This window comes from Pseudomonas sp. IT-P294 (assembly GCF_949767865.1).
Lineage (GTDB): Bacteria > Pseudomonadota > Gammaproteobacteria > Pseudomonadales > Pseudomonadaceae > Aquipseudomonas.
Genome location: NZ_CATKQW010000022.1, coordinates 736,204 through 758,578, shown reverse-complemented (window position 1 = coordinate 758,578; position 22,375 = coordinate 736,204). Strand labels below are relative to the sequence as shown.

Here is a 22,375-nt window from a genome sequence, read left to right as displayed (position 1 = left end):
TTTTGTGTTGCTGGAGACGACCCTTGCCTGACACCCGCCCGCCTGTTCTTGACGAAATCGACCGCCAATTGATCGCGGCCTTGCAGATCAACGCTCGTGAAAGCGTGGCCATGCTCGCTCGCCAGCTGGGCATCGCCCGGACCACGGTGACCTCACGCCTGGCGCGACTGGAGAAAACCAAAGTCATCACCGGTTATGGCGTGCGTTTGGGTCAGCGGGTGGTGGATGGCGGCTTGCAGGCGTATGTCGGGATCACGGTGCAACCGCGCTCGGGCAAGGAAGTGCTGCGCCGGCTCAGCGCCATGGCACAGGTGCAGCAACTGTGTGCGGTGAGTGGCGAATTTGATTACGTGGCGTGGTTGCGCACCGATTCGCCGGAGCAACTGGATCAGTTGCTCGATCAGATTGGCAGTGTGGACGGGGTGGAGAAGACGACGACTTCGATCATCCTGAGCAGCAAGATTGATCGGGGCCAGCCGGTTTGATTTGCAGCGTCTTTGAGGACCTCATCGCGAGCAGGATCGCTACCACATTGGTCGGTGTGTAGCAGCTGACCGTCATATTGATCAGTTATTTGGCAAAACGACGACACATTGCGTCTTATTAACGTGTTCTACGCTCTCTAGAATGGCTGCCATCTTTTCCTATACTCAGATGCGCATTCCGCGTCGGGTCGCCAGCAAGGTCAGCCATGAACAAGAACAATCGCCATCCTGCAGACGGTAAAAAACCAGTCACTATTTTCGGCCCGGACTTCCCTTTCGGTTTTGACGACTGGATCGAACACCCGGCCGGCCTGGGCAGTATTCCTGCGCACAACCACGGTGCCGAAGTGGCGATTGTCGGCGCGGGTATCGCTGGTCTCGTAGCGGCTTACGAGTTGATGAAGCTGGGTCTCAAACCCGTCGTCTACGAAGCCTCGAAAATGGGCGGCCGTCTGCGCTCGCAGGCGTTCAATGGTGCCGAAGGCATCATCGCCGAGCTGGGCGGCATGCGCTTCCCGGTATCGTCCACCGCGTTTTATCACTACGTCGACAAGCTCGGCCTGCAAACCAAGCCCTTCCCGAACCCGCTGACGCCCGCATCGGGCAGCACGGTGATCGACATCGAAGGCAAAACCCATTACGCACAGAAACTGGCGGATCTTCCTGCGCTGTTCCAGGAAGTGGCGGACGCCTGGGCGGACGCACTGGAAGCCGGTTCGCAGTTCTCCGATATCCAGCAAGCCATCCGCGACCGCGATGTACCGCGCCTCAAAGAGCTGTGGAACACGCTGGTTCCGCTGTGGGACGACCGCACTTTCTACGACTTCGTCGCCACCTCCAAAGCCTTCGCCAAGCTGTCGTTCCATCACCGCGAGGTGTTTGGCCAGGTCGGTTTCGGCACCGGCGGCTGGGACTCGGATTTCCCGAACTCGATGCTGGAAATCTTCCGTGTGGTAATGACCAACTGCGACGATCACCAGCACCTGGTAGTCGGCGGCGTGGAACAAGTGCCGCTGGGCATCTGGCGCCATGTGCCGGAGCGTTGCGTGCACTGGCCTGAAGGCACCAGCCTGAGTTCGTTGCACCGGGGCGCGCCACGCTCCGGGGTGAAGAAAATTGCCCACGCGCCGGGCGGCCGTTTTGCTGTCACCGACACCTATGGCGACACCCGCGAATACGCGGCGGTGCTGACCACCTGCCAGAGCTGGCTGCTGACCACCCAGATCGAATGCGACGAAACGCTGTTTTCGCAAAAGATGTGGATGGCCCTGGATCGCACCCGCTACATGCAATCGTCGAAAACCTTTGTGATGGTCGACCGCCCGTTCTGGAAGGACAAGGACCCGGAAACCGGCCGCGACCTGATGAGCATGACCCTGACCGATCGCCTGACCCGCGGCACGTACCTGTTCGACAACGGCGACGACAAGCCCGGTGTGATTTGCCTGTCGTACTCGTGGATGAGCGATGCGCTGAAGATGCTCCCGCACCCGGTTGAGAAGCGCGTGAAGCTGGCACTGGACGCGTTGAAGAAGATCTACCCGAAAGTCGACATCGCCGCGCGCATCATCGGCGATCCGATCACTGTGTCGTGGGAAGCCGACCCGCATTTCCTCGGGGCTTTCAAAGGCGCCCTGCCCGGTCACTACCGCTACAACCAGCGCATGTACGCGCACTTCATGCAGGACGACATGCCGGCCGAGCAGCGCGGGATTTTCATTGCCGGGGACGACGTTTCGTGGACGCCGGCGTGGGTCGAAGGCGCGGTGCAGACCTCGCTCAATGCGGTGTGGGGCATCATGAAACACTTCGGCGGTGAAACTCACGCCGAGAACCCGGGTCCAGGTGATGTGTTCAACGAGATCGGTCCGATCGCCCTGCCCGAGTAAAAGGAATCGAGAAATGCGCGTAGCCCTGTACCAATGTCCACCGTTACCCCTGGATGTCGCCGGTAATCTGCAACGGTTGCATCAACTGGCGCTGGAGGCCAAGGGCGCAGACCTGCTGGTGCTGCCGGAGATGTTCCTGACCGGCTACAACATTGGCCTCGATGCGGTCAGCGTGCTGGCGGAAGTGCACAACGGTGAATCGGCGCAGCAGATCGCGCGCATTGCCAAGACGGCAGGGATCGCCATTTTGTATGGCTACCCCGAGCGCACCGAGGACGGGCAGATCTACAACGCTGTGCAGTTGATCGACGCCAACGGCGAGCGCCTTTGCAACTACCGCAAGACGCACCTGTTTGGCGACCTCGATCACTCGATGTTCAGCGCCGGGCAAGACGAGTTTCCGCTGGTTGAACTCAACGGCTGGAAGCTCGGTTTCCTGATCTGCTACGACCTGGAGTTCCCGGAAAATGCTCGCCGCCTCGCCCTGGCTGGCGCCGAGCTGATTCTGGTGCCGACGGCAAACATGATTCCTTTCGACTTCGTGGCCGACGTCACCGTGCGTTCCCGCGCCTTCGAAAACCAGTGCTATGTGGCATATGCCAACTATTGCGGGCAGGAAGGCGAGATCCAGTACTGCGGCCAGAGCAGCATTGCCGCGCCGGATGGCAGTCGTATCGCCCAGGCGGGCCTGGATGAAGCGCTGATTGTCGGCGAGTTGGACCGTCAGTTAATGATCGATTCCCGCGCGGCCAACCGCTATTTGATCGATCGTCGTCCCGAGCTTTACGGCGCACTGAACAAGCGCTGAGTCAGCGTTATCCGCTAGCATGAGTACTTCTCTGTTCTGGAAGTGCTCATGCCTGTGCTGAATCCCCCTCGCCCCCACACTGAAACCCTGGCAAACGGCTTACGGGTGACCCTGCGTCATGCCCCGAACCTGAAGCGTTGTGCGGCTGTTTTGCGGGTCGCTGCGGGCAGTCACGACGTGCCATTGGCATGGCCAGGCCTGGCGCACTTTCTTGAGCACCTGTTGTTTCTTGGCACCGCGCGTTTTCCTGCGGAACAAGGGCTGATGGCCTACGTACAAGGTCATGGCGGGCAGGTGAATGCTCGGACCAGCGAGCGCACCACCGACTTCTTTTTCGAGTTGCCACCTCAGGTATTCAAAGAAGGATTGGAGCGTCTGTCAGACATGCTCGCTCATCCGCGTATGAATCTGGACGATCAGCAGCGGGAACGGGAAGTGCTGCATGCCGAGTTTGTCGCTTGGTCGCAGGATGAGGGAGCGCAACAGCAATTGGCGCTGTTCGACGGATTGTCGCCGAGTCACCCATTGCGTGGTTTTCATGCCGGTAACCGCGACAGCCTTCCCGTGCAGCAACTGCCGTTTCAGCAAGCGCTGAAGGATTTCCATCAGCAGTTTTATCGAACCGGGCAGATGACGCTGAGCATGGCCGGCCCGCAAAGTATTGAAGAGCTCAAGCAATTGGCGCAGAGCTTCGGCGCGGCGATTCCTGCGGGAGCAAACATCCCGCAAGTGGCACCTGTGCCGCTGATGGAGTCTTCACAGACAAATTATCAACAGGCAAACGAAGCCAGGCTCGATCTGCTGTTTGCTTTCGAATCGCTACTGCCTTCATCGGCCCAAGCGTTGGCGTTCCTGTGCCATTGGTTGAACGCCGCGAAACCCGGTGGGTTGCTGGCTGAATTGCGCTCGCGCGGTTTGGCTGAACATTTGAACGCCAGACTGCTGTATCAGTTTGCCGGACAAGCCGTACTGCACATCGAGCTGACAAAGGCTGCGCCAGCGAGCGCAATCCGCGAGAAACTCCTGGATTGGCTAGGCTTTTTTGCCTCACAGCAAGACTGGGCGTGTCTGCGCGACGAGTACGCCACCGTGCTTCAGCGCCAGCAACAGGTCAGCAGTGCACTGGAATTGGCCCGGCTCGACAGCGAACAGCTTGAAGACGGGTTAACCGAGCAAGGCGTTGTAGCACTCAAGGACATCCTGAAGAAAATCGGCGCTGTGGATAACTTCATTGGCGACTGGCAACTGCCAGCGCCGAACCCGTTTTTAAAAGTCGAGGCACCGGCGCAAAATGCCGGGCTGATTCGCGGGCAAACCAGTAAACACCGAGGCCTGAGAACGTTTGCCCAAGACCGCTCGCGCAGTCGTCGGGAAAACTCCCCAATGCAGTTCAGCCAGGCCTTGCCGGACAATACGGAACACGGTGCGATTTATCTGCGCTGGCGCCTCGAGTCCAAGCCGCACTCGCGCCTTCAATACCACCTGGAAAATGGCCTGCAGTCGTTGCGCGAAGATGCACGTCAGGCTGGCGTTGATGTGTCTTTCAGCGCCTCAGGCAATGAATGGTTGCTGAAGATGACGGGGCTGCAGGCGCCGATGCCGACTGCCCTCGAACATGCGCTGAAAGCACTGACAACGCCTGACAGAGATTTCTCACAGGAAGTGCCGAAAAGCCCTGCACTCATACCGATTAAACACCTGCTCAAGGCACTGCCCGATCTTTGCATCGCGCGCTCGGCCGTCTCTGGCGACTTGCAGCAATTGTGGTCGAGTTCGCGCTGGGAAGGCTTGGCGGTCGGCTTGTCAGCTCACACTCAAGCGGCCTTGGGTTTGACCCTGAGCCGCGTGCCCGGCGTTGCCGACACCCAACCGTCTACGCCACCCTCGATCAACTCGCAGCGTCTGTGGACAACGCTCGACACCGGTTCCAGCGAACATGCATTGGTGCTGTTCTGCCCGACGGCAACGCAGGACATCTGCGAAGAAGCCGTCTGGCGCTTGTTGGCGCTCGTCTGTCAGACCCCGATCTATCAGCGCCTGCGCGTGGAGCTGCAACTGGGTTATGCAGTGTTCAGCGCACTGCGCCAGATCCATGGGCAGACCGGTATTGTGTTGGGTGTGCAATCTCCGGGCACCGCACCATTGAAATTGCTGGAACACATGGAACGCTTCCTGAGTGACTTGCCCGCCATGATCAACGGAATCGAGGAGGCTACGTTTATCGCGCATCGTCAGGCATTGTCCGATCAATTCAAGGAGGCTGCATTACCCTTGGCCCAAGCCGCCGAACTGCTCTGGCAGGGCAAGCAGGCTGGCCGTTCGTCGGATTACCTGACGCAGCTGCCCTTGTCGATTCTAGCCATCGACCGCGACGCCTTGGTCGCCGCCGCGCATAGACTGAGCAACGCCGAAGGTGGCTGGCGCTGCCTGGCCAGCAGTTCGGAACCGCAAGCGCCTTGGCAAGTGACAAAATGATCATTACCGCTGGCGCAATTAGCTTTTTCCGAGATAGCAGGCCAATCAATCGGTAATTTTGAGTAACATAGCCACCTAACTATCTGAACATCTCCGACTGGAGGTGGACTATATGTATAGATCTCAACCGTCCCATCACCCTGAGGAGCGCTCCCATGTCCTGGTCCAAACCTGCTTACACCGACCTGCGTATCGGCTTTGAAGTCACTATGTACTTCGCAAGCCGCTAAGATTGTCGTGTGGTTCAGCGCCTCGGTATTGCCGAGGCGTTTTTATTTTCAGTGCTGAAATGATGGAGCGGCCATGTTTGTCCAGATTCTAGGTTCCGCCGCTGGCGGTGGTTTCCCCCAGTGGAACTGCAACTGCGTGAACTGTGCAGGTTTTCGCAACGGCAGCCTCAAGGCCAAGGCGCGAACTCAGTCGTCCATCGCGATTTCCGATGACGGCGTGAACTGGATCCTGTGCAACGCATCGCCGGACATCCGCGCCCAGCTTCAAAGCTTCACCCCGATGCAACCGGGCCGCGCCCTGCGCGATACCGGCATCAGCGCGATCATTCTGATGGACAGCCAGATCGACCACACCACCGGTCTGCTCAGCCTGCGCGAAGGTTGCCCGCATCAGGTCTGGTGCACCGACATGGTCCACGAGGACCTGAGCACCGGTTTCCCGCTGTTCACCATGCTGACCCACTGGAATGGCGGGCTGAACTGGAACCGCATCGAACTCGATTGCAGTTTCACCATCCCGGCCTGCCCGAGTTTGCGTTTCACCCCGTTGCCCCTGCGCAGCGCCGCGCCACCCTACTCGCCGCACCGCTTCGACCCGCACCCGGGCGACAACATCGGCCTGATCGTCGAAGACCTGAACACCGGCGGCAAACTGTTCTACGCCCCGGGCCTGGGCAAGGTCGACGCGCCGCTGCTGGAGATCATGGCCGCCAGCGATTGCCTGCTGGTGGACGGCACGATGTGGGATGACGACGAAATGCAACGCCGTGGCGTCGGCACTCGCACCGGTCGGGAAATGGGTCACCTGGCGCAGAGCGGCCCCGGCGGCATGCTCGAAGTGCTGGAGCAATTGCCCAAGCAGCGCAAGGTGCTTATCCACATCAACAACACCAACCCGATTCTCGATGAGGATTCGCCGGAGCGCGCGGAGTTGGCTCGACGTAAGGTTGAAGTGGCGTATGACGGCATGAGTATTGTGTTGTAGGACTTCAAGACCGCGGCGCAGTCTATCGCCAGCAGGCTGGCTCCCACAGGGGAATGCGATCAACTGTGGGAGCCAGCCTGCTGGCGATGAGGCCGGTCCTGACACCAAAGAAACCACCGGTCGTACCCGGAGAAGCAAAATGACTGACACCCCGATGTCCCCCGCCGAATTCGAAGCGGCCTTGCGCGCCAAGGGCGCCTACTACCACATCTATCACCCGTATCACGTGGCGATGTATGAAGGCCGGGCGACCCGTGAGCAGATCCAGGGCTGGGTCGCCAACCGGTTCTACTATCAGGTGAACATTCCCCTGAAGGACGCTGCGATCCTTGCCAACTGCCCGGATCGCGAGATCCGCCGCGAGTGGATTCAGCGTCTGCTCGACCATGACGGCGCGCCCGGCGAAGACGGCGGCATCGAAGCCTGGTTGCGCCTGGGCCAGGCCGTCGGCCTCGACCCGGACCAGTTGCGCTCCCAGGAACTGGTCCTGCCCGGCGTGCGTTTCGCCGTGGACGCCTACGTCAACTTCGCCCGCAGGGCCTGCTGGCAGGAAGCCGCCAGCAGTTCGCTGACCGAGCTGTTCGCACCGCAAATTCACCAATCGCGCCTGGACAGCTGGCCGCAGCACTACCCGTGGATCGATCCGGCCGGCTACGAGTATTTCCGCACCCGCCTCGGCCAGGCGCGCCGCGATGTCGAGCACGGTCTGGCAATCACCTTGCAGCACTACACCACGCGCGAAGGCCAGGAACGCATGCTGGAAATTCTCCAGTTCAAACTGGACATTCTTTGGAGCATGCTCGATGCCATGAGCATGGCTTACGAACTGAACCGCCCGCCGTATCACAGCGTGACCGGGCAACGGGTCTGGCATAAAGGAATCACCTTATGAGTTTCGATCGCAGCAAGACCCCGACCTGGCGTCCTGGCTACCGTTACCAATACGAACCGGCGCAGAAAGGCCATGTCCTTCTCTACCCGGAAGGCATGATCAAACTCAACGAGAGCGCCGCGTTGATTGGCGGTTTGATTGATGGCCAGCGTGACGTCGCGGCAATCGTCGCTGAGCTGGACGCAAAATTTCCCGGCGTGCCAGAACTTGGTGAAGACATCGAGCAATTCATGGAGGTCGCCCGTGCTCAGCACTGGATCGAACTTGTCTGATTCCGTGTCAGACACGTTACCGCCAAAACCTGAAATCGGCTTGCCGCTCTGGCTGCTCGCCGAGCTGACGTATCGTTGCCCGCTGCAATGTCCCTACTGCTCCAATCCGCTGGACTTCGCCGAGCAAGGCAAAGAGTTGAGCACCGAGCAGTGGATCAAGGTTTTCCGCGAAGCACGGGAGATGGGCGCCGCGCAATTGGGCTTTTCCGGCGGCGAACCGCTGGTGCGCCAGGACCTCGCCGAACTGATCGCCGAGGCGCGCAACCTGGGTTTCTACACCAACCTGATCACCTCCGGCATCGGCCTCACCGAGCAGAAAATCAGCGACTTCAAGAAGGCCGGCCTGGACCACATCCAGATCAGCTTTCAGGCCAGCGACGAACAAGTGAATAACTTGTTGGCCGGCTCGAAAAAAGCCTTCGCGCAGAAACTGGAAATGGCCCGTGCGGTGAAAGCCCACGGCTATCCGATGGTGCTGAACTTCGTGACGCATCGGCACAATATCGACAAGATCGACCGGATCATCGAGCTGTGCATCGCCCTTGAGGCCGACTTCGTCGAGCTCGCCACATGTCAGTTCTACGGTTGGGCGCAGCTCAATCGGGTCGGCCTGTTGCCGACCAAGGAACAGCTGGTCCGCGCCGAACGCATCACCAACGAATACCGCGCCAAACTCGAAGCCGAAGGGCATCCGTGCAAGCTGATTTTCGTCACGCCGGATTACTACGAAGAGCGCCCGAAAGCCTGCATGAACGGCTGGGGCAGTATCTTTCTGACAGTCACGCCGGATGGCACCGCACTGCCGTGTCACGGTGCCCGACAAATGCCAGTGCAGTTTCCCAATGTGCGCGACCACAGCATGCAGCACATCTGGTACGACTCGTTCGGTTTCAACCGCTTTCGCGGTTACGACTGGATGCCCGAGCCGTGCCGCTCCTGCGACGAGAAGGAAAAGGACTTCGGCGGCTGCCGTTGCCAGGCGTTCATGCTCACGGGTGACGCGAGCAATGCCGACCCGGTGTGCAGCAAGTCCGAACATCACGGCGTGATCCTCAAGGCCCGCGAAGAAGCCGAGCACGCGACTCAGACCATCGAACAACTGGCCTTTCGCAATGAACGAAACTCACGACTCATCGCCAAAAGCTGAACCCTTCAGCGCAGCCCGGGCCGTCGCGGCGGGTATCGACTTCGCCGAGTTGCAGGTCGGCAAACACGGCCTGTTCTGGAACGAGTACCGTCCCGAAGACGCCGCCTGCCGGATCTGGCATTGGCACGATGGCCAGGCGCAGTGCCTGACACCGACAGGCTTCAGCGTGCGCAGTCGGGTGTACGAATATGGTGGTGGCGCGTTTTGCCTGACCGATGACGGGATTGTTTTCGTCAACGAGGCGGATCAGCAGCTGTATCAGCAATCCATGGCCGGCGAGGCGCCTGAAATGCTGACGTCGGGGGAGTGCCGTTACGGCGACCTGCAGTTCGCCAATGGTCAGGTTCTGGCGGTTGAAGAGCATCGTGATCGGCATCGACTGGTGGCGATTGATGTAGCGGACGGCAGTCGACATCTGCTGGCCGAAGGCGCTGATTTCTACGCCGCGCCGACACTGAGTCCCGACGCGCAACGATTGGCGTGGATCGAATGGAGCCGCCCGGATCAGCCATGGACCGCGACCCGCCTGGTGGTTGCCGAACGTAAAAGCGAGGGTGGTTTTGCTCAGTCGCGTTGCGTGGCGGGCGATGGTGCTCAGGAGTCGCTGCAACAACCTCGTTTCGATAGCAGCGGCCGTCTGTTTTGCCTGACCGATCGCGGCGGTTATTGGCAGCCTTGGGTGGAGTCGGCAGACGGCCTGAGCCCGCTGCCGAGCGCCGCCGCCGATCATGGACCGGCGCCGTGGCAGTTGGGTGGCAGCACTTGGTTGCCGCTGGGCGACAGCAACTACCTGGCAAGCTGGACGGAAGGCGGGTTTGGTCGTTTGGGTTTGTGTGGCGACGTCAGTGAAGATTTCACTGGCAACTACAGCCGGTTTCGCCATCTCGCCCTCGATGAGCAATTCATTTACTGCATCGCCGCCTCGCCGGTCAGTCCCGCAGCGGTCATTGCTATCGACCGCACTACGCGGCAGGTCAACGTATTGGCCGGAGGCATTGCTCCGTTGCCCGCCGAACAGATCAGCTTCCCGCAAACCCTGCGCTACCCCAGCGGCGCGGGTGAGGCTCATGGCTTCTTCTATCCGGCGATGACCGCAGACGCAACGCCGCCGCTGGTGGTGTTCATCCACGGCGGCCCGACTTCGGCCTGCTACCCGATGCTTGATCCACGCATCCAGTACTGGACGCAACGCGGTTTCGCCGTGGCCGACCTCAACTACCGTGGCAGCAGCGGCTATGGCCGCGCTTATCGCCAGGCCCTGCATTTGAGTTGGGGCGAGGTGGATGTGGAGGATGCCTGCGCTGTCGTCGCTCATCTCGCCGGACGCGGATTGATCAACGGTGACAAGGCATTTATTCGCGGTGGTAGCGCTGGCGGCTACACCACCCTATGCGCACTGGCCTTTCACAAGGTCTTCCGCGCTGGCGCCAGCCTCTACGGGGTCAGCGATCCAGTTGCACTGGGGCGCGCGACCCACAAATTCGAAGGCGATTATCTGGATTGGCTGATCGGCGATCCGCTGCTTGATGCCGAACGCTACGCTGCGCGAACACCGCTGCTGCATGCGCAGAACATCAGCGTGCCGGTGATTTTCTTTCAGGGCGAACTGGACGCCGTGGTGGTGCCGCAACAGACCCGCGACATGGTCACCGCGCTGCAGGACAACGGGATTCTGGTGGAGGCGCATTACTACGCCGACGAACGCCACGGTTTTCGCAAGGCGCGGAACCAGGCCCATGCGCTCGAGCAGGAAGGGTTGTTTTATCGGCGGGTCATGGCGCTCGGAGGCAATGCCTGATTAGCGGCGCGTCCATCGCGAGCAGGCTCGCTCCCACATTGGATCTGCGGTGTTGCAGAAATCCCTGCAAGAGTGAGCCTGCTCGCGATAGCGGTCTATCTAAGGTCGCTAAACTCAGCGCTTGGCGATGATGTACACCGCATGCACGATCCCCGGAATGTAACCGCACAACGTCAGCAGAATATTCAGCCAGAACGCGCCAGCGAAACCGACTTGCAGAAACACACCCAATGGCGGCAACAGAATGGCAATGATGATTCGAATAAAGTCCATGGGGTAGCTCCTGATTGAAGTTGGCTCGTGTGAGCCACACAGTCAATCGACCAGCGTCATTCGTCAGGGTTCAGTGCGGACCATCAGGCCAATATCTCAAGACCGTGTTTCTGCACGATGCTCAACAACTTCAGCGCCATGCCACTGGGGTGTTTATCGCCTGCCTCCCATTTCTTTACTGTCGAAGCACTGGTGTTCAAATAACGAGCGAACACGGGTTGGCTGACATTGTTGCGCTCGCGCAGCGCTTTAATCTGCTCTGCATCAATTGACACTGGCACCGTTGCAAGGCACGACTCGTCGAATTCGCGCATGGTTGCCTTGCTGATTGCTCCGACAGCAAACAAGGCACTGGCCGATTCGTGTATCGATTCAGACACTTCACTTTTGAATTTTTTACTCATGATTTATCTCCACGAATTCCTTCATATCCAGCAGGCGCTGGATTTCCATCTCGGTCAGCCCAACGTATGACTTGGCTAACTCGCTCTAGTCGGCCAACTGTCTCAAAAAGCCATTTATCGAGCGGTCGCTCAAGCGCTTATTGCATCTGGCAAAACGCAGAGACAAAAAAACGCCCCACGCGAAAGATCAAACGTGGGGCGATGCGTTATTACCGCGAGACGGTTCGGAAATTCGTGTAGGTCGGGTCTGATCAGACTGCGATCCCTTTGCGGCATTGCAATTGCGCGGTGCGCACTCGGGAGAAGGCGCGGGCCAGTCGCAGGAGCATTTCGTCGACGTTGGCCTTGCTGACGGTGAGCGCCGGGGTAAAGCGCAGGCAGTCAGGTTGCGGGGCGTCGAGCAGCAAGCCTTCGTACAACGCTGATTTGACGACGGCATCAGCCGAATCTTCGGACAGGCTCAGTCCCCAAAGTAATCCTCGCCCGCGTAACTCACCGTGACCATAGCGATGGGACAAACGCTGCAGGCCTTCGCGCAGGTGCTGGCCGGTTTGCCCGACATGATCGAGAAAGCCCTGGTCTTGCACACTGTCGAGGACCACCAGCCCGGCGACCGTCATCAGCGCGTTGCCGTGATGGGTGCCCGCCAAGTCGCCGATGTCGAAACAGCACGCCGTGCCTCGCGCCAGCAACGCCGCCAAGGGTACGCCACCACCGAGCCCGCCACCCAGGACAACGATGTCTGCCCGAACGCCGTAGGACTCTTCGGCAAGCAAGGTGCCGCAGCGACCGATACCGGTTTGTACTTCGTCGAGGATCAACAAAATACCCAGTTCCCGACACAGGCGTTCGACACCTTTGAGGTAAGACTCGGTGGCTGGAATCACTCCGGCTTCGCTCTGGATCGGTTCAAGCATGATTGCCACGGTCCGGGCATCGACCGCCGCGTGCATCGCCATAAGGTCATTGAAAGGAACGTGGTGAAAGTCTCCAGCAGAAGTCATCCCCGGACGTTGGCCATTACCGGCCACAATAATCCGAGAAGCTCCACCGCGATGACGTTGACCCCATTTACGCGCCAGTTGAACTGCGGCATCACACGCCTCGCTGCCGCTGTTGAGCAGGTAGGCCTGATCACTGCCGGTACGGGCGCAGAGTTGCTCGGCAAGGCTGAGCATGCCGCGGTTATGCAGGCCGAATCCTGGATTGATCAGCGACCGGGCCTGCTCCGAAATCGCGTTGGCCAGCACCGAAGGGCTGTGCCCCAGGCTATTGGCGCCACCGCCCTGTGAGAAATCGAGGTACGCACGGTCATCGCTGTCCCACAACCACGAGCCCTGACCTCGAACGAATATCTGCTTCGGCCGCTCGACACTGGGCATCAGGTACTCACTGGAAAGGCTGATGCTGCGCGGTTGCTGGAAGGTGTCGACGGCCAAATCATCAAGGCTTAGCGGATTGCGCCGCAAACTGAACAAATTCATACAAAAAAACCTCGCTTGAGATTTTTTGTCTTGCCTATGCAAATACTATCGACATAAACGGTATTCATCGCGCTCTATGGCCCTGTAAGCCTTGTGAATGCGGTTAGACTAGGCCCACACAAGGCGTTGAGCCATTTCGATTTCCGAGCATTTTCGATAAGCGCACCTTATGGATTTCAAGCAACTGCGTTATTTCGTCGCGGTCTACGAAGAAGGCCATGTGGGTCGGGCCGCCGAGCGACTTTCAATCTCCCAACCGGCACTGTCCCAGCAGATTCGTCATCTGGAACAAAACCTCGATGTGAGCCTGTTCGAGCGCAGCAGCAAACGCCTGTTGCCCACGCTGGCCGCGCACACGCTGTACAACCACGCCCTGCCCTTGCTCGACGGCTTGCAAAGGGCGCGCGAGGCATTGGGAAATTTCAAGGGCCAGGCGTTGCGCACCTTGGCCATCGGCGTGCTGCAAACGGTTCACAGCAGTCTGGTGCCCCAGATGCTTGAACGCGTGCGCAAGGCGCAGCCGCACCTGGTGGTGCAGATTTATGAATTGACCGGGCTGGAGATTGAACGCCGGCTGCTCAATGGCTCCCTCGATATCGGTATCAGCTACTTGCCGCCCCGTCAGCCGGGTCTGCACGGCGTGATGCTGTACGAGGATGAACTGACGCTGGTCATCCCGGCGGACCACCCGTTGCGTGAATTCAAGAAAGTCTCGATGAGTCAGGCCGCCGAATTGCCGATGTTGTTGCTCGGTGAAGAGTTTCAGGTACGGCAGATCTGGCAGACACAACTGGCCAATCTGGGACGGCGTCCGCAGGTGCAGGCGGAGTTGAACAACATGGCGGGGATACTCGACAGCTTGCCCCACACGCGGCTGGCGACGGTCCTGCCCGGGCGCTCGCAAAAGGCGCTCGGCAACAATGAACTGCTTTGGAAACCACTGACCGAGCCGCGGGTGCCGCTGAAAGTCGGGTTGGTGTGCCGGGATGTACAACGGCAACAAGCTTCGCTGGCCCTGTTGCGGACATTGCTGGAGGAAGTCATGAATGGGCCGGATGACCGCTTGAACAGCGCGCCAACCCTCGACGCACTGAGCTGAATACTTTTCTGCAGGCAAAAGAAAACCCCGCCGAAGCGGGGCTTTGCAGACTGTTTCCCTGACATCCATTTCACTCCGCCGTCCTGGCAGAATCCTACGTGTCCGTGTTGTTGCTTTGCGCTTCCTGCGCGACGTCCATGTGAAGTAGATTAGCTCTGGATCCAATCTTCGCATATGGGAGAACAGCAGTACGTCATGTAAGAGAATGCTTACATGACGCTACAGGGTCAGAATTGTGCGGCGTCCAGCAGGAACAGTGATTCGCTGCCAGCCTTCACCGACGCGCTCAACGAGTGAATTCTCGGCAGCAGGCGGGCGAAGTAGAACCGCGCCGTGCCCAACTTGCTCGCGTAGAAATCGTCCTGCGCTTCTTTGCCCACGGCTGCCTTGGCCATCAACGCCCACATATATGCGTAGGCTACGTAACCGAAGGTTTGCAGATACTCGACCGACGCAGCGCCGATTTCGTTCGGGTTACTTTTCGCGCGATCCAGCAGCCAGGCGGTCAGTTCGTCGAGGGTGGTCACGGCATCGTTCAGCGGCTTGGTGAACTCTGCCAGGTCAGCACTGGCCGTGGCGGTGAAATGACGGATCTCGTCAGCAAACAGATTGTAGAACGCACCGCCGGTGCCGACGATCTTGCGTCCGACGAGGTCCAGCGCCTGAATGCCGTTGGTGCCTTCGTAGATCTGGGTGATACGCACGTCGCGCACCAGTTGCTCCTGGCCCCACTCGCGGATGTAACCGTGGCCGCCGAAAATCTGCTGGCCGTGGACCGTGGTTTCCAGCCCCAGATCGGTGAGGAACGCCTTGGCCACCGGGGTCAGCAGTGCCACCAGGTCTTCCGCACGCTTGCGGGTGGTCGCGTCTTCGCTGAACTTGGCGGTATCGAGTTGCATCGCCACGTAAGTCGAGAAGGCACGGCCGCCTTCGTTCGAAGCTTTCATGGTCAGCAGCATGCGCCGCACGTCCGGGTGGACGATGATCGGGTCAGCGACTTTGTCTTTGTTCTGCGCGCCAGTCGGCGAACGGCTTTGCAGACGGTCGCGGGCGTACTCGATCGCGTTCTGGTAGGAGCGCTCACCCGTGGCCAGGCCCTGGATACCGACGCCCAGACGCTCGTAGTTCATCATCGTGAACATGGCCGCCAGGCCTTTGTTCGGCTCACCGACCAGATAACCCACGGCTTCGTCGAAGTTCATCACACAGGTCGCGGACGCCTGGATGCCCATCTTGTGTTCGATCGAACCGCAGTTCGCCGGGTTGCGCGCACCCAGGCTGCCATCGGCATTGACCATGAACTTCGGCACCAGGAACAGCGAAATGCCTTTCGGCCCCGCCGGTGCATCCGGCAGCTTGGCCAGCACCAGGTGGATGATGTTCTCGGTGAGGTCGTGTTCACCACCGGTGATGAAGATCTTGGTGCCGCTGACTTTGTAGGAACCGTCGGCCTGAGGTTCGGCCTTGGTGCGGATGATCCCAAGGTCCGTGCCGGCGTGTGGCTCGGTCAGGCACATGGACCCGGCCCAGACGCCCGCGTACATATTCGGCAGGTAAGCGGCTTTCAGCTCATCGCTGGCGTGGGCGTTGATCGACAGGCAGGCGCCGGCGGTCAACATCGGGTACAGACCGAACGACAGGCTCGCGGAGTTGACCATCTCTTCGACTTGCGCCGAAACCGCCTTGGGCATGCCCATGCCGCCGTAGGTCGGATCGCCACCGACACCGACCCAGCCGCCTTCAGCGTAAGTCTGATAAGCCTGCTGGAAACCCGCCGGCGTGGTGACGGCACCATCCGCCCAATGGCAACCTTCTTCGTCAGCCGCACGGCTCAGCGGCGCGATGCTTTTGCTGGTGACTTTGCCGGCTTCTTCGAGAATGGCCTCGACGGTTTCCGCATCGACGGTATCGGCCAGCGCAGGCAGTTCGGCCCAGAGTTTGGCGACCTCGAATACTTCATTGAGGACGAAGCGCATATCGCGCAGGGGCGCTTTGTAGTCAGCCATGGCAAACCTCGCAAGATCTTTACAGGTGATTCGTAGGAATAGTGCTTTCGTTGGGTCAGAGTGTACCCCAACAACTTTTGTGACACATAGGGTCAGCCGGTGACCATTTTGTAATGTTTAGTCACTGACTAAACAGTCATGAAAAAGCCCGCGATAGCGCGGGCTCCTGTGTCACCGGTTTTAAAGATTAAAGCGCAAATAACTCGGCCGGCAGCTTCATCAGGCAATCACTGCCCGCTTCAATTGCGGCGCGATGAGCGGCGGTGCGCGGCAGCAATCGCTTGAAGTAAAACTCGCTGGTCGCCAGTTTGCCCTTGCAGTAATCGGCATCGCCACTGCCAGCCTCGAGTTGGGCCTGGGCCACCAGCGCCATACGCAGCCACAGATAGCCGAGGATGATGTAACCGCTGTACATCAAGTAATCCACCGATGCAGCACCGACTTCGTCCGGATTTTTCATCGCGGCCAAGCCGACCTTGGTGGTCAACTCGCCCCACTGCTGGTTCAGCTCGTTGAGCTGTGCCATGTAGCTGGCCAGTTGCGGATGTTCAGCGTTCGCTGCGCAGAACTTGTGGACGATTTTGGTGAAGCCGCGCAGCAGCTTGCCCTGGCTGCCAAGCACTTTGCGCCCGAGCAAATCCAGCGCCTGAATACCGTTGGTGCCTTCGTAGATCGGCGCAATCCGGCAGTCGCGAACCAACTGCTCCATGCCCCATTCGCGAATGAAGCCGTGACCGCCGAACACTTGCATGCCGTGGTTGGTCACCTCCAGCCCGGTGTCGGTCATGAAGGCTTTGCAGATGGGTGTGAGGAACGCCAGCAGGTCCTCGGCATCCTGGCGCGCGGATGCATCCGGGCTCAGATGCGCCGCGTCCAACAGCTGCGCGGTGAAGTACGTCAGCGCACGATTACCTTCGTTGAAGGCTTTCATGGTCAGCAGCATCCGCCGCACATCGGGATGAACGATGATCGGATCGGCGACTTTTTCGGGGGCTTTCGGACCGGTGAGCGAACGCATTTGCAGGCGATCATTGGCGTACTTGATCGCCCCCTGGAAGCTAGCCTCGCCCAGACACAAGCCCTGCATCCCGGTGCCGAGCCGCGCATGGTTCATCATGGTGAACATGCAGTTCAGGCCTTTGTTCGGCTCACCGATCAAGAAGCCCTTGGCCTCATCGAAGTTCAGCACGCACGTGGCCGACGCCTTGATACCCATTTTGTGCTCGATGGAGCCGCAGGAAACGCCATTGCGCTCGCCCGCTTCACCCTCGGCATTGGGCAGGAATTTGGGAACGATGAACAACGAAATGCCCTTGGTGCCCGCTGGAGCGTCCGGCAATTTCGCCAACACCAGGTGAATGATGTTGTCGCTCATGTCGTGCTCGCCGGCAGAGATGAAAATCTTGCTGCCAGAGATCGCAAAGCTGCCGTCGGCCGCCGGCACCGCACGGGTTTTGATGATGCCCAGGTCGGTGCCGCAGTGGGCTTCGGTCAGGCACATGGTGCCCGTCCATTGGCCTGCGGTGAGCTTGCTCAGGTAAGTGCTTTTCTGTTCTTCGGTGCCGTGGGCGTGGATGGCTGACATCGCGCCGTGGGTCAGGCCGGGGTACATGCCCCAGGAGGTGTTGCTGGAGCCGACCATCTCGCTGATAACCAGCCCCAGCGAACTCGGCAGGCCCTGGCCGCCATACGCCGGATCAGCCGCCAGACCATGCCAGCCGCCTTCCACGTATTGTGCGAATGCCTGCTTGAAGCCTGTAGGCGTCGTCACCACGCCATTGTCGAAATGGCAGCCTTCTTCGTCGCCGCTGCGATTGAGCGGCGCAAGGACGTTCTCGCAAAACTTCGCGCCTTCTTCGAGGATCGCATTGACCATGTCCGGGCTGGCGTCGGTCGCGCCCAGCGCTGCGTAGTTGGTGTGGAAGTCGAAGACGTGGTCGATCAGAAAGCGCATGTCGCGCAAGGGGGCTTTGTACTCGGGCATGGTCATTTCTCCGTCAGCAGATCGATCAAACCTACTGCCGCCCACCACGCCTCACAATCACAGTCCAGACGCTGAATGCGCCATCATCACTCAACCCGCAGCGGTGTCCATGCGTACCGCGCCACGACGGCTCTGACCGAACGCCACCACACAGTTTCGCCCGGCACCCTTGGCGCTGTAGAGCGCCTCATCCGCGGACTTGAGCACTTTTTCAGGGGTGCGCTGATCCACTCGTTCGGCGACGCCAATGCTGACGGTGACCGACACACTGGCAGCGCCCGGGCCCGCACGCCGCTGACGACCTTGCTGGTCGTCCTGAGGACGACTGTCCTGGTTGCGCAGTTGAATGTTGTACGTGGCGATGGATTCGCGAATGACTTCCAGGTGCGGCATGCACTCTTCAAGCGTCTTGCCCGCGAACACCAGCGCAAATTCCTCACCACCGTAGCGATACGCCCTACCGCCCCCACCGATTTTCGACAGCTTGCTGGCAACAAGTCGCAATACCTGGTCGCCGACGTCGTGACCGTGGGTGTCGTTGAATTTCTTGAAGTGATCGACGTCGCTCATGGCCAGCACATAGTTGCGCCCCAACCGTTGCATCCGTTCGTTCAAGGCACGACGCCCCGGCAAACCGGTCAGTTCATCGCGAAAGGCCATTTGATAAGCCTCGTGGGCGACCGCCGCCGCAATCATCAGCATCACCTGACTGCACATGATGTTCAGGGTGAACGGCAGGATGAACGTTTTCGGCAGCGCCCAGAACAAACCCAGCAAACCCACCAATTGCGCGGCGTGCAAGGGTCTCGGGTTGCGCCAGTATTGCCAGCTCAGCAACAGGAACGATGCGATGAACACCGGATAGGACAGCTGGATCAGGCTCATCCACGCACCATGCAGGGCTGGCCAGCGAATCTCCGACAGCCATAGCAGCAGAGCCTGTGGGTAACTTTGCTCCAGGCCCAACGCGATACTGCCGACGGCCAGCAAGACAGCGAAGCGCGCCACCATGTCCTGAAACAAATGGGTGCGTTCCTGCCAGGCAGCGAACACACCGAACATCAATGGCAACAGCAGGCAACACAAGTGAAACACCACGGCAGCGTCATCGCGGACTTTGCCGTTGTCGCGGTAATAGTCGGTCTGCGTGTCGAGCAGGAAGTAGGCGATGTACACCGTGACCATCAGAAACAGCTCTCGCTGACGTCGGTAAACCGCGCAATACGCACCACCGAGCAACAGCACCAACGTTGGCAGCACGTTGAACAGTGAGGTGAAGAAGACGTTGAGATCCTTGACGTAGGCAGCCGCCAGCCCCGCAAGCAATAGCAGTAACGACGGTAGGAAATGGCTGAAACGTACAGCTGAAGAACGCGGCAAGGGTAAAGCTCCGACCGTCATAACAATAGATGGCATTGTGCCCACGTACTGTAACGGCAGAAACGCTGACTTGCTGAGTCAATTGCCAGGTTTTTTTAGCGAGTGCGTTACTGGCCGCAACGGTGCGGCCAGTAACGGTCATTCCATCAGAGGTCGTTGTAGAACGGCAGCAACGGTCCTTCTTCAACTTTGCGCCCTTCGGCCCCTACCGGCTTGAGCGTTATCAGCGCATCCGTCGCCTGGCGGGTGGTGATTTTTGGATTGACTGGCCGTAGCGACACAGAGTTTTCGTCACCCACCTCTCCTTGTGGAATGACCAGCGATGGGTGATCGAATGGTGCCCGCTCCCAGGCGACACGCGGATCGGTCAACCCGACTTCCATGAATTTGACCAAGGCATCCACCTCATCGGGCGTCAGGTTCAGCGGGGTCATGTCCGGATCGAGGTTGGAGGTGTTGTGCTGATTCGCACTCGGATGATCGAATCCGCTGGTGTTGTTTGCCTCCGAGCCACGCCGGTCGCCGCCGCGGTTGTAGAACTCCATGACCTGTTTCAGCGTCGCCCGGCTGCCATTGTGGAAATAGGGTCCGGTCAGCGCGATGTTGCGCAAGGTCGGGGTCTTGAATGCGCCATCGACAGCATCGTGGAATCCGACATTGGGCTTGAGCGTCGGATCACAAGGCAGTCCCGCGCTCAACAGCACCTCAAACTTGCACACGTCGACGTCCAGCGGATCGGGCACACTGCCGCCTTTGAGCTGAGTGTTGTATTCACGAGTGAATGACAGCGGGTTGCCCCAGGCATCCGACCCACCCAGTGCCAGGTCCTCGGAGGTCGGACGCACCCCTGTGTTGTAGAAACCGTTGTCGTACAGCGCGATCAGGTTGTCGGCCATCAACATCCGTTCGATACGCTCGCGAGGATGAAACAGCAAACGGCTGGCGGCGTTGGTCAGTTCGGCGCCGCCGTGGCAACTGACGCATTTGCCCTTGCCGAGGAACAGCTTCATGCCCTCGACTTGCTGGGCGTTCAGTGCCTGTTGATTACCCTGCAAGTAGGTATCCAGCGGCGCCTGATCGGAGACCAGCGTGGCTTCGTACATCTGAATGGCCAGCCCGAAGAACAGCGGGAAGTTGGCCTCCATTTGGGTGTACGGCGCACCGCCCAGCGAAACCTGTTGGGTTGCGTTCCACAAGCGTGGATGGAAAGCGGCCTTGATCAGTTCACGGTAGGTGGGACGGCGAGCGCCGGATACCGGGCCAAGAACCGAATCGGTGGAAGAAATCCGCTGTTGTTTGAGCATCAGCGTGTCGAGCATCCGCCGTCCAATATCGGCGAAGGTACGCCCGCCGCAGGACATTTCGACCGGGCTGCCGGGTGGGCCCACGGCCTGGGACGCCGCGGAGGCATCATTAAGGGCGAGCCGCACTTTGGTTGCCACCCCACTGCGATCGCTGGTGACGAAAATCCCGGCATCGGGATCACGGTTGCCGAACGGCGAGAAGCCATTGAAGACATTGTTGGCCCGACCGTCCCAGAAGTTGCGAACGTTGAACACGGCGTTGATGACGGTTGGCGCATTGCGCCCGGTGCTGCGGCGCACATTGATGCCGCCCACCTGGAAGATGCCGTCCGGTTGCTGTGTGCACTTGTCGAAACGCGCCTGGCGCGGCTTGACGAAGTTGGCGTCGAACACGCCTTGTGAGCCAACCACGTCGTCAGTCGAGTGAAGGATCGGCGAATTGCGATCCAGCGGATCAGCCAGCACATGGGTCGGGAAGTCGGTTTTCTTCAACGTGTAATTCGGGCCGCCCTTGCCGCCGGACAGGGTGGCATAGGAAGCCACATCGCCAGGGATGTTGGACGCTATGAACGGCTTGTTGAAGATCGATGCGACGTTGGCGTTGGTGTTCGCCAGGCCGGGGTTGATCTGGTTGGTAATCCGGTGATCTGCGCCCGCGTGAAAGTGGCACGACGCACACGCCGTCGAGCCATCGCTGCCGATCTCCATGTCCCAGAAAAGAGCCTTGCCCAACAGGACCGCCGCGCTGCGATTGAGCACGTAGTCGGTCATCAGATCGACCTTTCGCCCGCCTTCAGTTCCCGAAGGGTCGGGCGGGACGATCCCGTGCAGCGACTGCAAGGTGGGGACATCCGGCGCGGTTGTGACAATCTCTGGTGCTGTCGCGGCAAACGCGCAGTTGCAAACCAGACTGACTGCGATCGCGCAGGCAAAGTTGGAAGTACGAAGGATGCTCAAGGGCTTCACCATGATGACATTCTCGATTCAGTACGGAGTAGCCAGGCTCCGGGGTTTTCCTGTTACGAGATGAACTCATCGCCACACATCTTGCTGCTTGCACCAGTAGTTACACCACTCGAAAGGGTTCAGGGCAAAGCAAAGCTTGACTGGCAAAGTACTCTCTTGGCTCAGGCTTGATTAAGACACTGTTCTGTCGCACCGACGGTGCGCCTAATCGAACTTTAGCTGTAACAAATAATTTCAACAGGAAAAATCAAAAATTTTTATCTACATCGATACAAATAAAAATGCCTCGCAAACACGCCTAACAGCATGCACCAACAAAGACTATGGAGGCCTCTCAAATATGGTGAATTTCCCCCAATACTGGGTAATCTCCCCCAATGCATGCAAACACCGGATTTAACAAACAACATCAAGTTAATGATTTTAAAGATAAATATTTAATTAAACACCTGGCATAGCAATTGCTCTCCACACTTCATAGCAACTAATAAAAT

Annotated in this window: 18 protein-coding genes; 11 read left to right on the top strand and 7 right to left on the bottom strand. The window is 59.3% G+C overall.

Annotated elements, in window-relative coordinates; all coding sequences use genetic code 11:
- The first annotated feature begins 23 nt into the window (after positions 1-23).
- The 10 genes from ACM6I0_RS18600 to ACM6I0_RS18555 all read left to right on the top strand — a co-directional run bounded on the left by ACM6I0_RS18600 (position 24) and on the right by ACM6I0_RS18555 (position 10,981).
- Entirely contained in the window at positions 24-485 is a 462-nt protein-coding gene (locus ACM6I0_RS18600) for an Lrp/AsnC family transcriptional regulator (protein WP_090179061.1), read from the top strand.
- Positions 486-691: 206 nt separating this feature from the next.
- Positions 692-2,374 (top strand): flavin monoamine oxidase family protein, encoded by a 1,683-nt coding sequence (locus ACM6I0_RS18595; protein WP_285432640.1) that lies wholly within the window; start codon positions 692-694, stop codon positions 2,372-2,374.
- A 13-nt stretch (positions 2,375-2,387) separates the two neighbouring features.
- Positions 2,388-3,182 (top strand): carbon-nitrogen hydrolase family protein, encoded by a 795-nt coding sequence (locus ACM6I0_RS18590; RefSeq protein WP_208671164.1) that lies wholly within the window; start codon positions 2,388-2,390, stop codon positions 3,180-3,182.
- A gap of 48 nt (positions 3,183-3,230) precedes the next feature.
- On the top strand, positions 3,231-5,657 hold the full coding sequence (gene pqqF, locus ACM6I0_RS18585) for a pyrroloquinoline quinone biosynthesis protein PqqF (protein ID WP_414922980.1): 2,427 nt from the start codon (positions 3,231-3,233) through the stop codon (positions 5,655-5,657).
- 155 nt (positions 5,658-5,812) lie between these two features.
- Complete coding sequence (gene pqqA, locus ACM6I0_RS18580; protein WP_009045898.1) at positions 5,813-5,887, top strand: pyrroloquinoline quinone precursor peptide PqqA; 75 nt, start codon at positions 5,813-5,815, stop codon at positions 5,885-5,887.
- 73 nt (positions 5,888-5,960) lie between these two features.
- Positions 5,961-6,872 (top strand): pyrroloquinoline quinone biosynthesis protein PqqB, encoded by a 912-nt coding sequence (pqqB, locus tag ACM6I0_RS18575; RefSeq protein WP_285432643.1) that lies wholly within the window; start codon positions 5,961-5,963, stop codon positions 6,870-6,872.
- A gap of 139 nt (positions 6,873-7,011) precedes the next feature.
- Positions 7,012-7,764: a pyrroloquinoline-quinone synthase PqqC gene (pqqC, locus tag ACM6I0_RS18570; RefSeq protein ID WP_208671161.1), complete on the top strand. Its 753-nt coding sequence runs from the start codon at positions 7,012-7,014 to the stop codon at positions 7,762-7,764.
- Entirely contained in the window at positions 7,761-8,036 is a 276-nt protein-coding gene (gene pqqD, locus ACM6I0_RS18565) for a pyrroloquinoline quinone biosynthesis peptide chaperone PqqD (RefSeq protein ID WP_285432646.1), read from the top strand. The genes pqqC and pqqD overlap by 4 nt, the downstream gene beginning before the upstream one ends.
- Positions 8,037-8,040: 4 nt before the next feature.
- The gene (pqqE, locus tag ACM6I0_RS18560) at positions 8,041-9,183 is read left to right on the top strand and encodes a pyrroloquinoline quinone biosynthesis protein PqqE (RefSeq protein WP_414922999.1); all 1,143 of its coding nucleotides are present in this window, start codon (positions 8,041-8,043) and stop codon (positions 9,181-9,183) included.
- Positions 9,149-10,981: a prolyl oligopeptidase family serine peptidase gene (locus ACM6I0_RS18555; protein WP_414922979.1), complete on the top strand. Its 1,833-nt coding sequence runs from the start codon at positions 9,149-9,151 to the stop codon at positions 10,979-10,981. The genes pqqE and ACM6I0_RS18555 overlap by 35 nt, the downstream gene beginning before the upstream one ends.
- A 114-nt stretch (positions 10,982-11,095) precedes the next feature.
- Here the strand turns inward: ACM6I0_RS18555 and ACM6I0_RS18550 are convergent, their stop codons facing one another.
- The 3 genes from ACM6I0_RS18550 to ACM6I0_RS18540 form a co-directional block, all read right to left on the bottom strand.
- Positions 11,096-11,254, bottom strand: coding sequence for a YqaE/Pmp3 family membrane protein (locus tag ACM6I0_RS18550; RefSeq protein ID WP_007904205.1), 159 nt, complete (start codon positions 11,252-11,254; stop codon positions 11,096-11,098).
- A gap of 83 nt (positions 11,255-11,337) precedes the next feature.
- Positions 11,338-11,658, bottom strand: coding sequence for a helix-turn-helix domain-containing protein (locus ACM6I0_RS18545; protein ID WP_414922978.1), 321 nt, complete (start codon positions 11,656-11,658; stop codon positions 11,338-11,340).
- A 251-nt stretch (positions 11,659-11,909) separates the two neighbouring features.
- Positions 11,910-13,142 carry an aspartate aminotransferase family protein gene (locus ACM6I0_RS18540; RefSeq protein ID WP_414922977.1) on the bottom strand — a complete coding sequence of 411 codons (1,233 nt, stop codon included), beginning with the start codon at positions 13,140-13,142 and terminating at the stop codon, positions 11,910-11,912.
- Between the two features lie 169 nt (positions 13,143-13,311).
- On the opposite strand from ACM6I0_RS18540, the gene ACM6I0_RS18535 reads away from it, so the two are divergent.
- Positions 13,312-14,241 carry a LysR family transcriptional regulator gene (locus ACM6I0_RS18535; RefSeq protein ID WP_285432651.1) on the top strand — a complete coding sequence of 310 codons (930 nt, stop codon included), beginning with the start codon at positions 13,312-13,314 and terminating at the stop codon, positions 14,239-14,241.
- A gap of 227 nt (positions 14,242-14,468) precedes the next feature.
- Here the strand turns inward: ACM6I0_RS18535 and ACM6I0_RS18530 are convergent, their stop codons facing one another.
- The 4 genes from ACM6I0_RS18530 to ACM6I0_RS18515 all read right to left on the bottom strand — a co-directional run bounded on the left by ACM6I0_RS18530 (position 14,469) and on the right by ACM6I0_RS18515 (position 21,884).
- On the bottom strand, positions 14,469-16,247 hold the full coding sequence (locus ACM6I0_RS18530; protein ID WP_285432652.1) for an acyl-CoA dehydrogenase C-terminal domain-containing protein: 1,779 nt from the start codon (positions 16,245-16,247) through the stop codon (positions 14,469-14,471).
- A 187-nt stretch (positions 16,248-16,434) separates the two neighbouring features.
- Complete coding sequence (locus tag ACM6I0_RS18525; protein WP_414922976.1) at positions 16,435-18,231, bottom strand: acyl-CoA dehydrogenase C-terminal domain-containing protein; 1,797 nt, start codon at positions 18,229-18,231, stop codon at positions 16,435-16,437.
- Positions 18,232-18,321: 90 nt separating this feature from the next.
- The gene (locus ACM6I0_RS18520) at positions 18,322-19,611 is read right to left on the bottom strand and encodes a GGDEF domain-containing protein (protein ID WP_414922975.1); all 1,290 of its coding nucleotides are present in this window, start codon (positions 19,609-19,611) and stop codon (positions 18,322-18,324) included.
- A 146-nt stretch (positions 19,612-19,757) separates the two neighbouring features.
- Positions 19,758-21,884 carry a cytochrome-c peroxidase gene (locus tag ACM6I0_RS18515; protein WP_414922974.1) on the bottom strand — a complete coding sequence of 709 codons (2,127 nt, stop codon included), beginning with the start codon at positions 21,882-21,884 and terminating at the stop codon, positions 19,758-19,760.
- Positions 21,885-22,375: the final 491 nt, after the last annotated feature.

Excerpts from the sequence above, each read along its gene's own strand:
- ACM6I0_RS18595 (WP_285432640.1), top strand. The coding sequence starts at position 692 with ATGAACAAGAACAATCGCCATCCTGCAGACGGTAAAAAACCAGTCACT.
- ACM6I0_RS18590 (WP_208671164.1), top strand. The coding sequence starts at position 2,388 with ATGCGCGTAGCCCTGTACCAATGTCCACCGTTACCCCTGGATGTCGCC.
- pqqF (WP_414922980.1), top strand. The coding sequence starts at position 3,231 with ATGCCTGTGCTGAATCCCCCTCGCCCCCACACTGAAACCCTGGCAAAC.
- pqqB (WP_285432643.1), top strand. The coding sequence starts at position 5,961 with ATGTTTGTCCAGATTCTAGGTTCCGCCGCTGGCGGTGGTTTCCCCCAG.
- pqqC (WP_208671161.1), top strand. The coding sequence starts at position 7,012 with ATGACTGACACCCCGATGTCCCCCGCCGAATTCGAAGCGGCCTTGCGC.
- pqqD (WP_285432646.1), top strand. The coding sequence starts at position 7,761 with ATGAGTTTCGATCGCAGCAAGACCCCGACCTGGCGTCCTGGCTACCGT.
- ACM6I0_RS18555 (WP_414922979.1), top strand. The coding sequence starts at position 9,149 with ATGAACGAAACTCACGACTCATCGCCAAAAGCTGAACCCTTCAGCGCA.
- ACM6I0_RS18550 (WP_007904205.1), bottom strand. The coding sequence starts at position 11,254 with ATGGACTTTATTCGAATCATCATTGCCATTCTGTTGCCGCCATTGGGT.
- ACM6I0_RS18545 (WP_414922978.1), bottom strand. The coding sequence starts at position 11,658 with ATGAGTAAAAAATTCAAAAGTGAAGTGTCTGAATCGATACACGAATCG.
- ACM6I0_RS18540 (WP_414922977.1), bottom strand. The coding sequence starts at position 13,142 with ATGAATTTGTTCAGTTTGCGGCGCAATCCGCTAAGCCTTGATGATTTG.
- ACM6I0_RS18535 (WP_285432651.1), top strand. The coding sequence starts at position 13,312 with ATGGATTTCAAGCAACTGCGTTATTTCGTCGCGGTCTACGAAGAAGGC.
- ACM6I0_RS18530 (WP_285432652.1), bottom strand. The coding sequence starts at position 16,247 with ATGGCTGACTACAAAGCGCCCCTGCGCGATATGCGCTTCGTCCTCAAT.
- ACM6I0_RS18525 (WP_414922976.1), bottom strand. The coding sequence starts at position 18,231 with ATGCCCGAGTACAAAGCCCCCTTGCGCGACATGCGCTTTCTGATCGAC.
- ACM6I0_RS18515 (WP_414922974.1), bottom strand. The coding sequence starts at position 21,884 with ATGGTGAAGCCCTTGAGCATCCTTCGTACTTCCAACTTTGCCTGCGCG.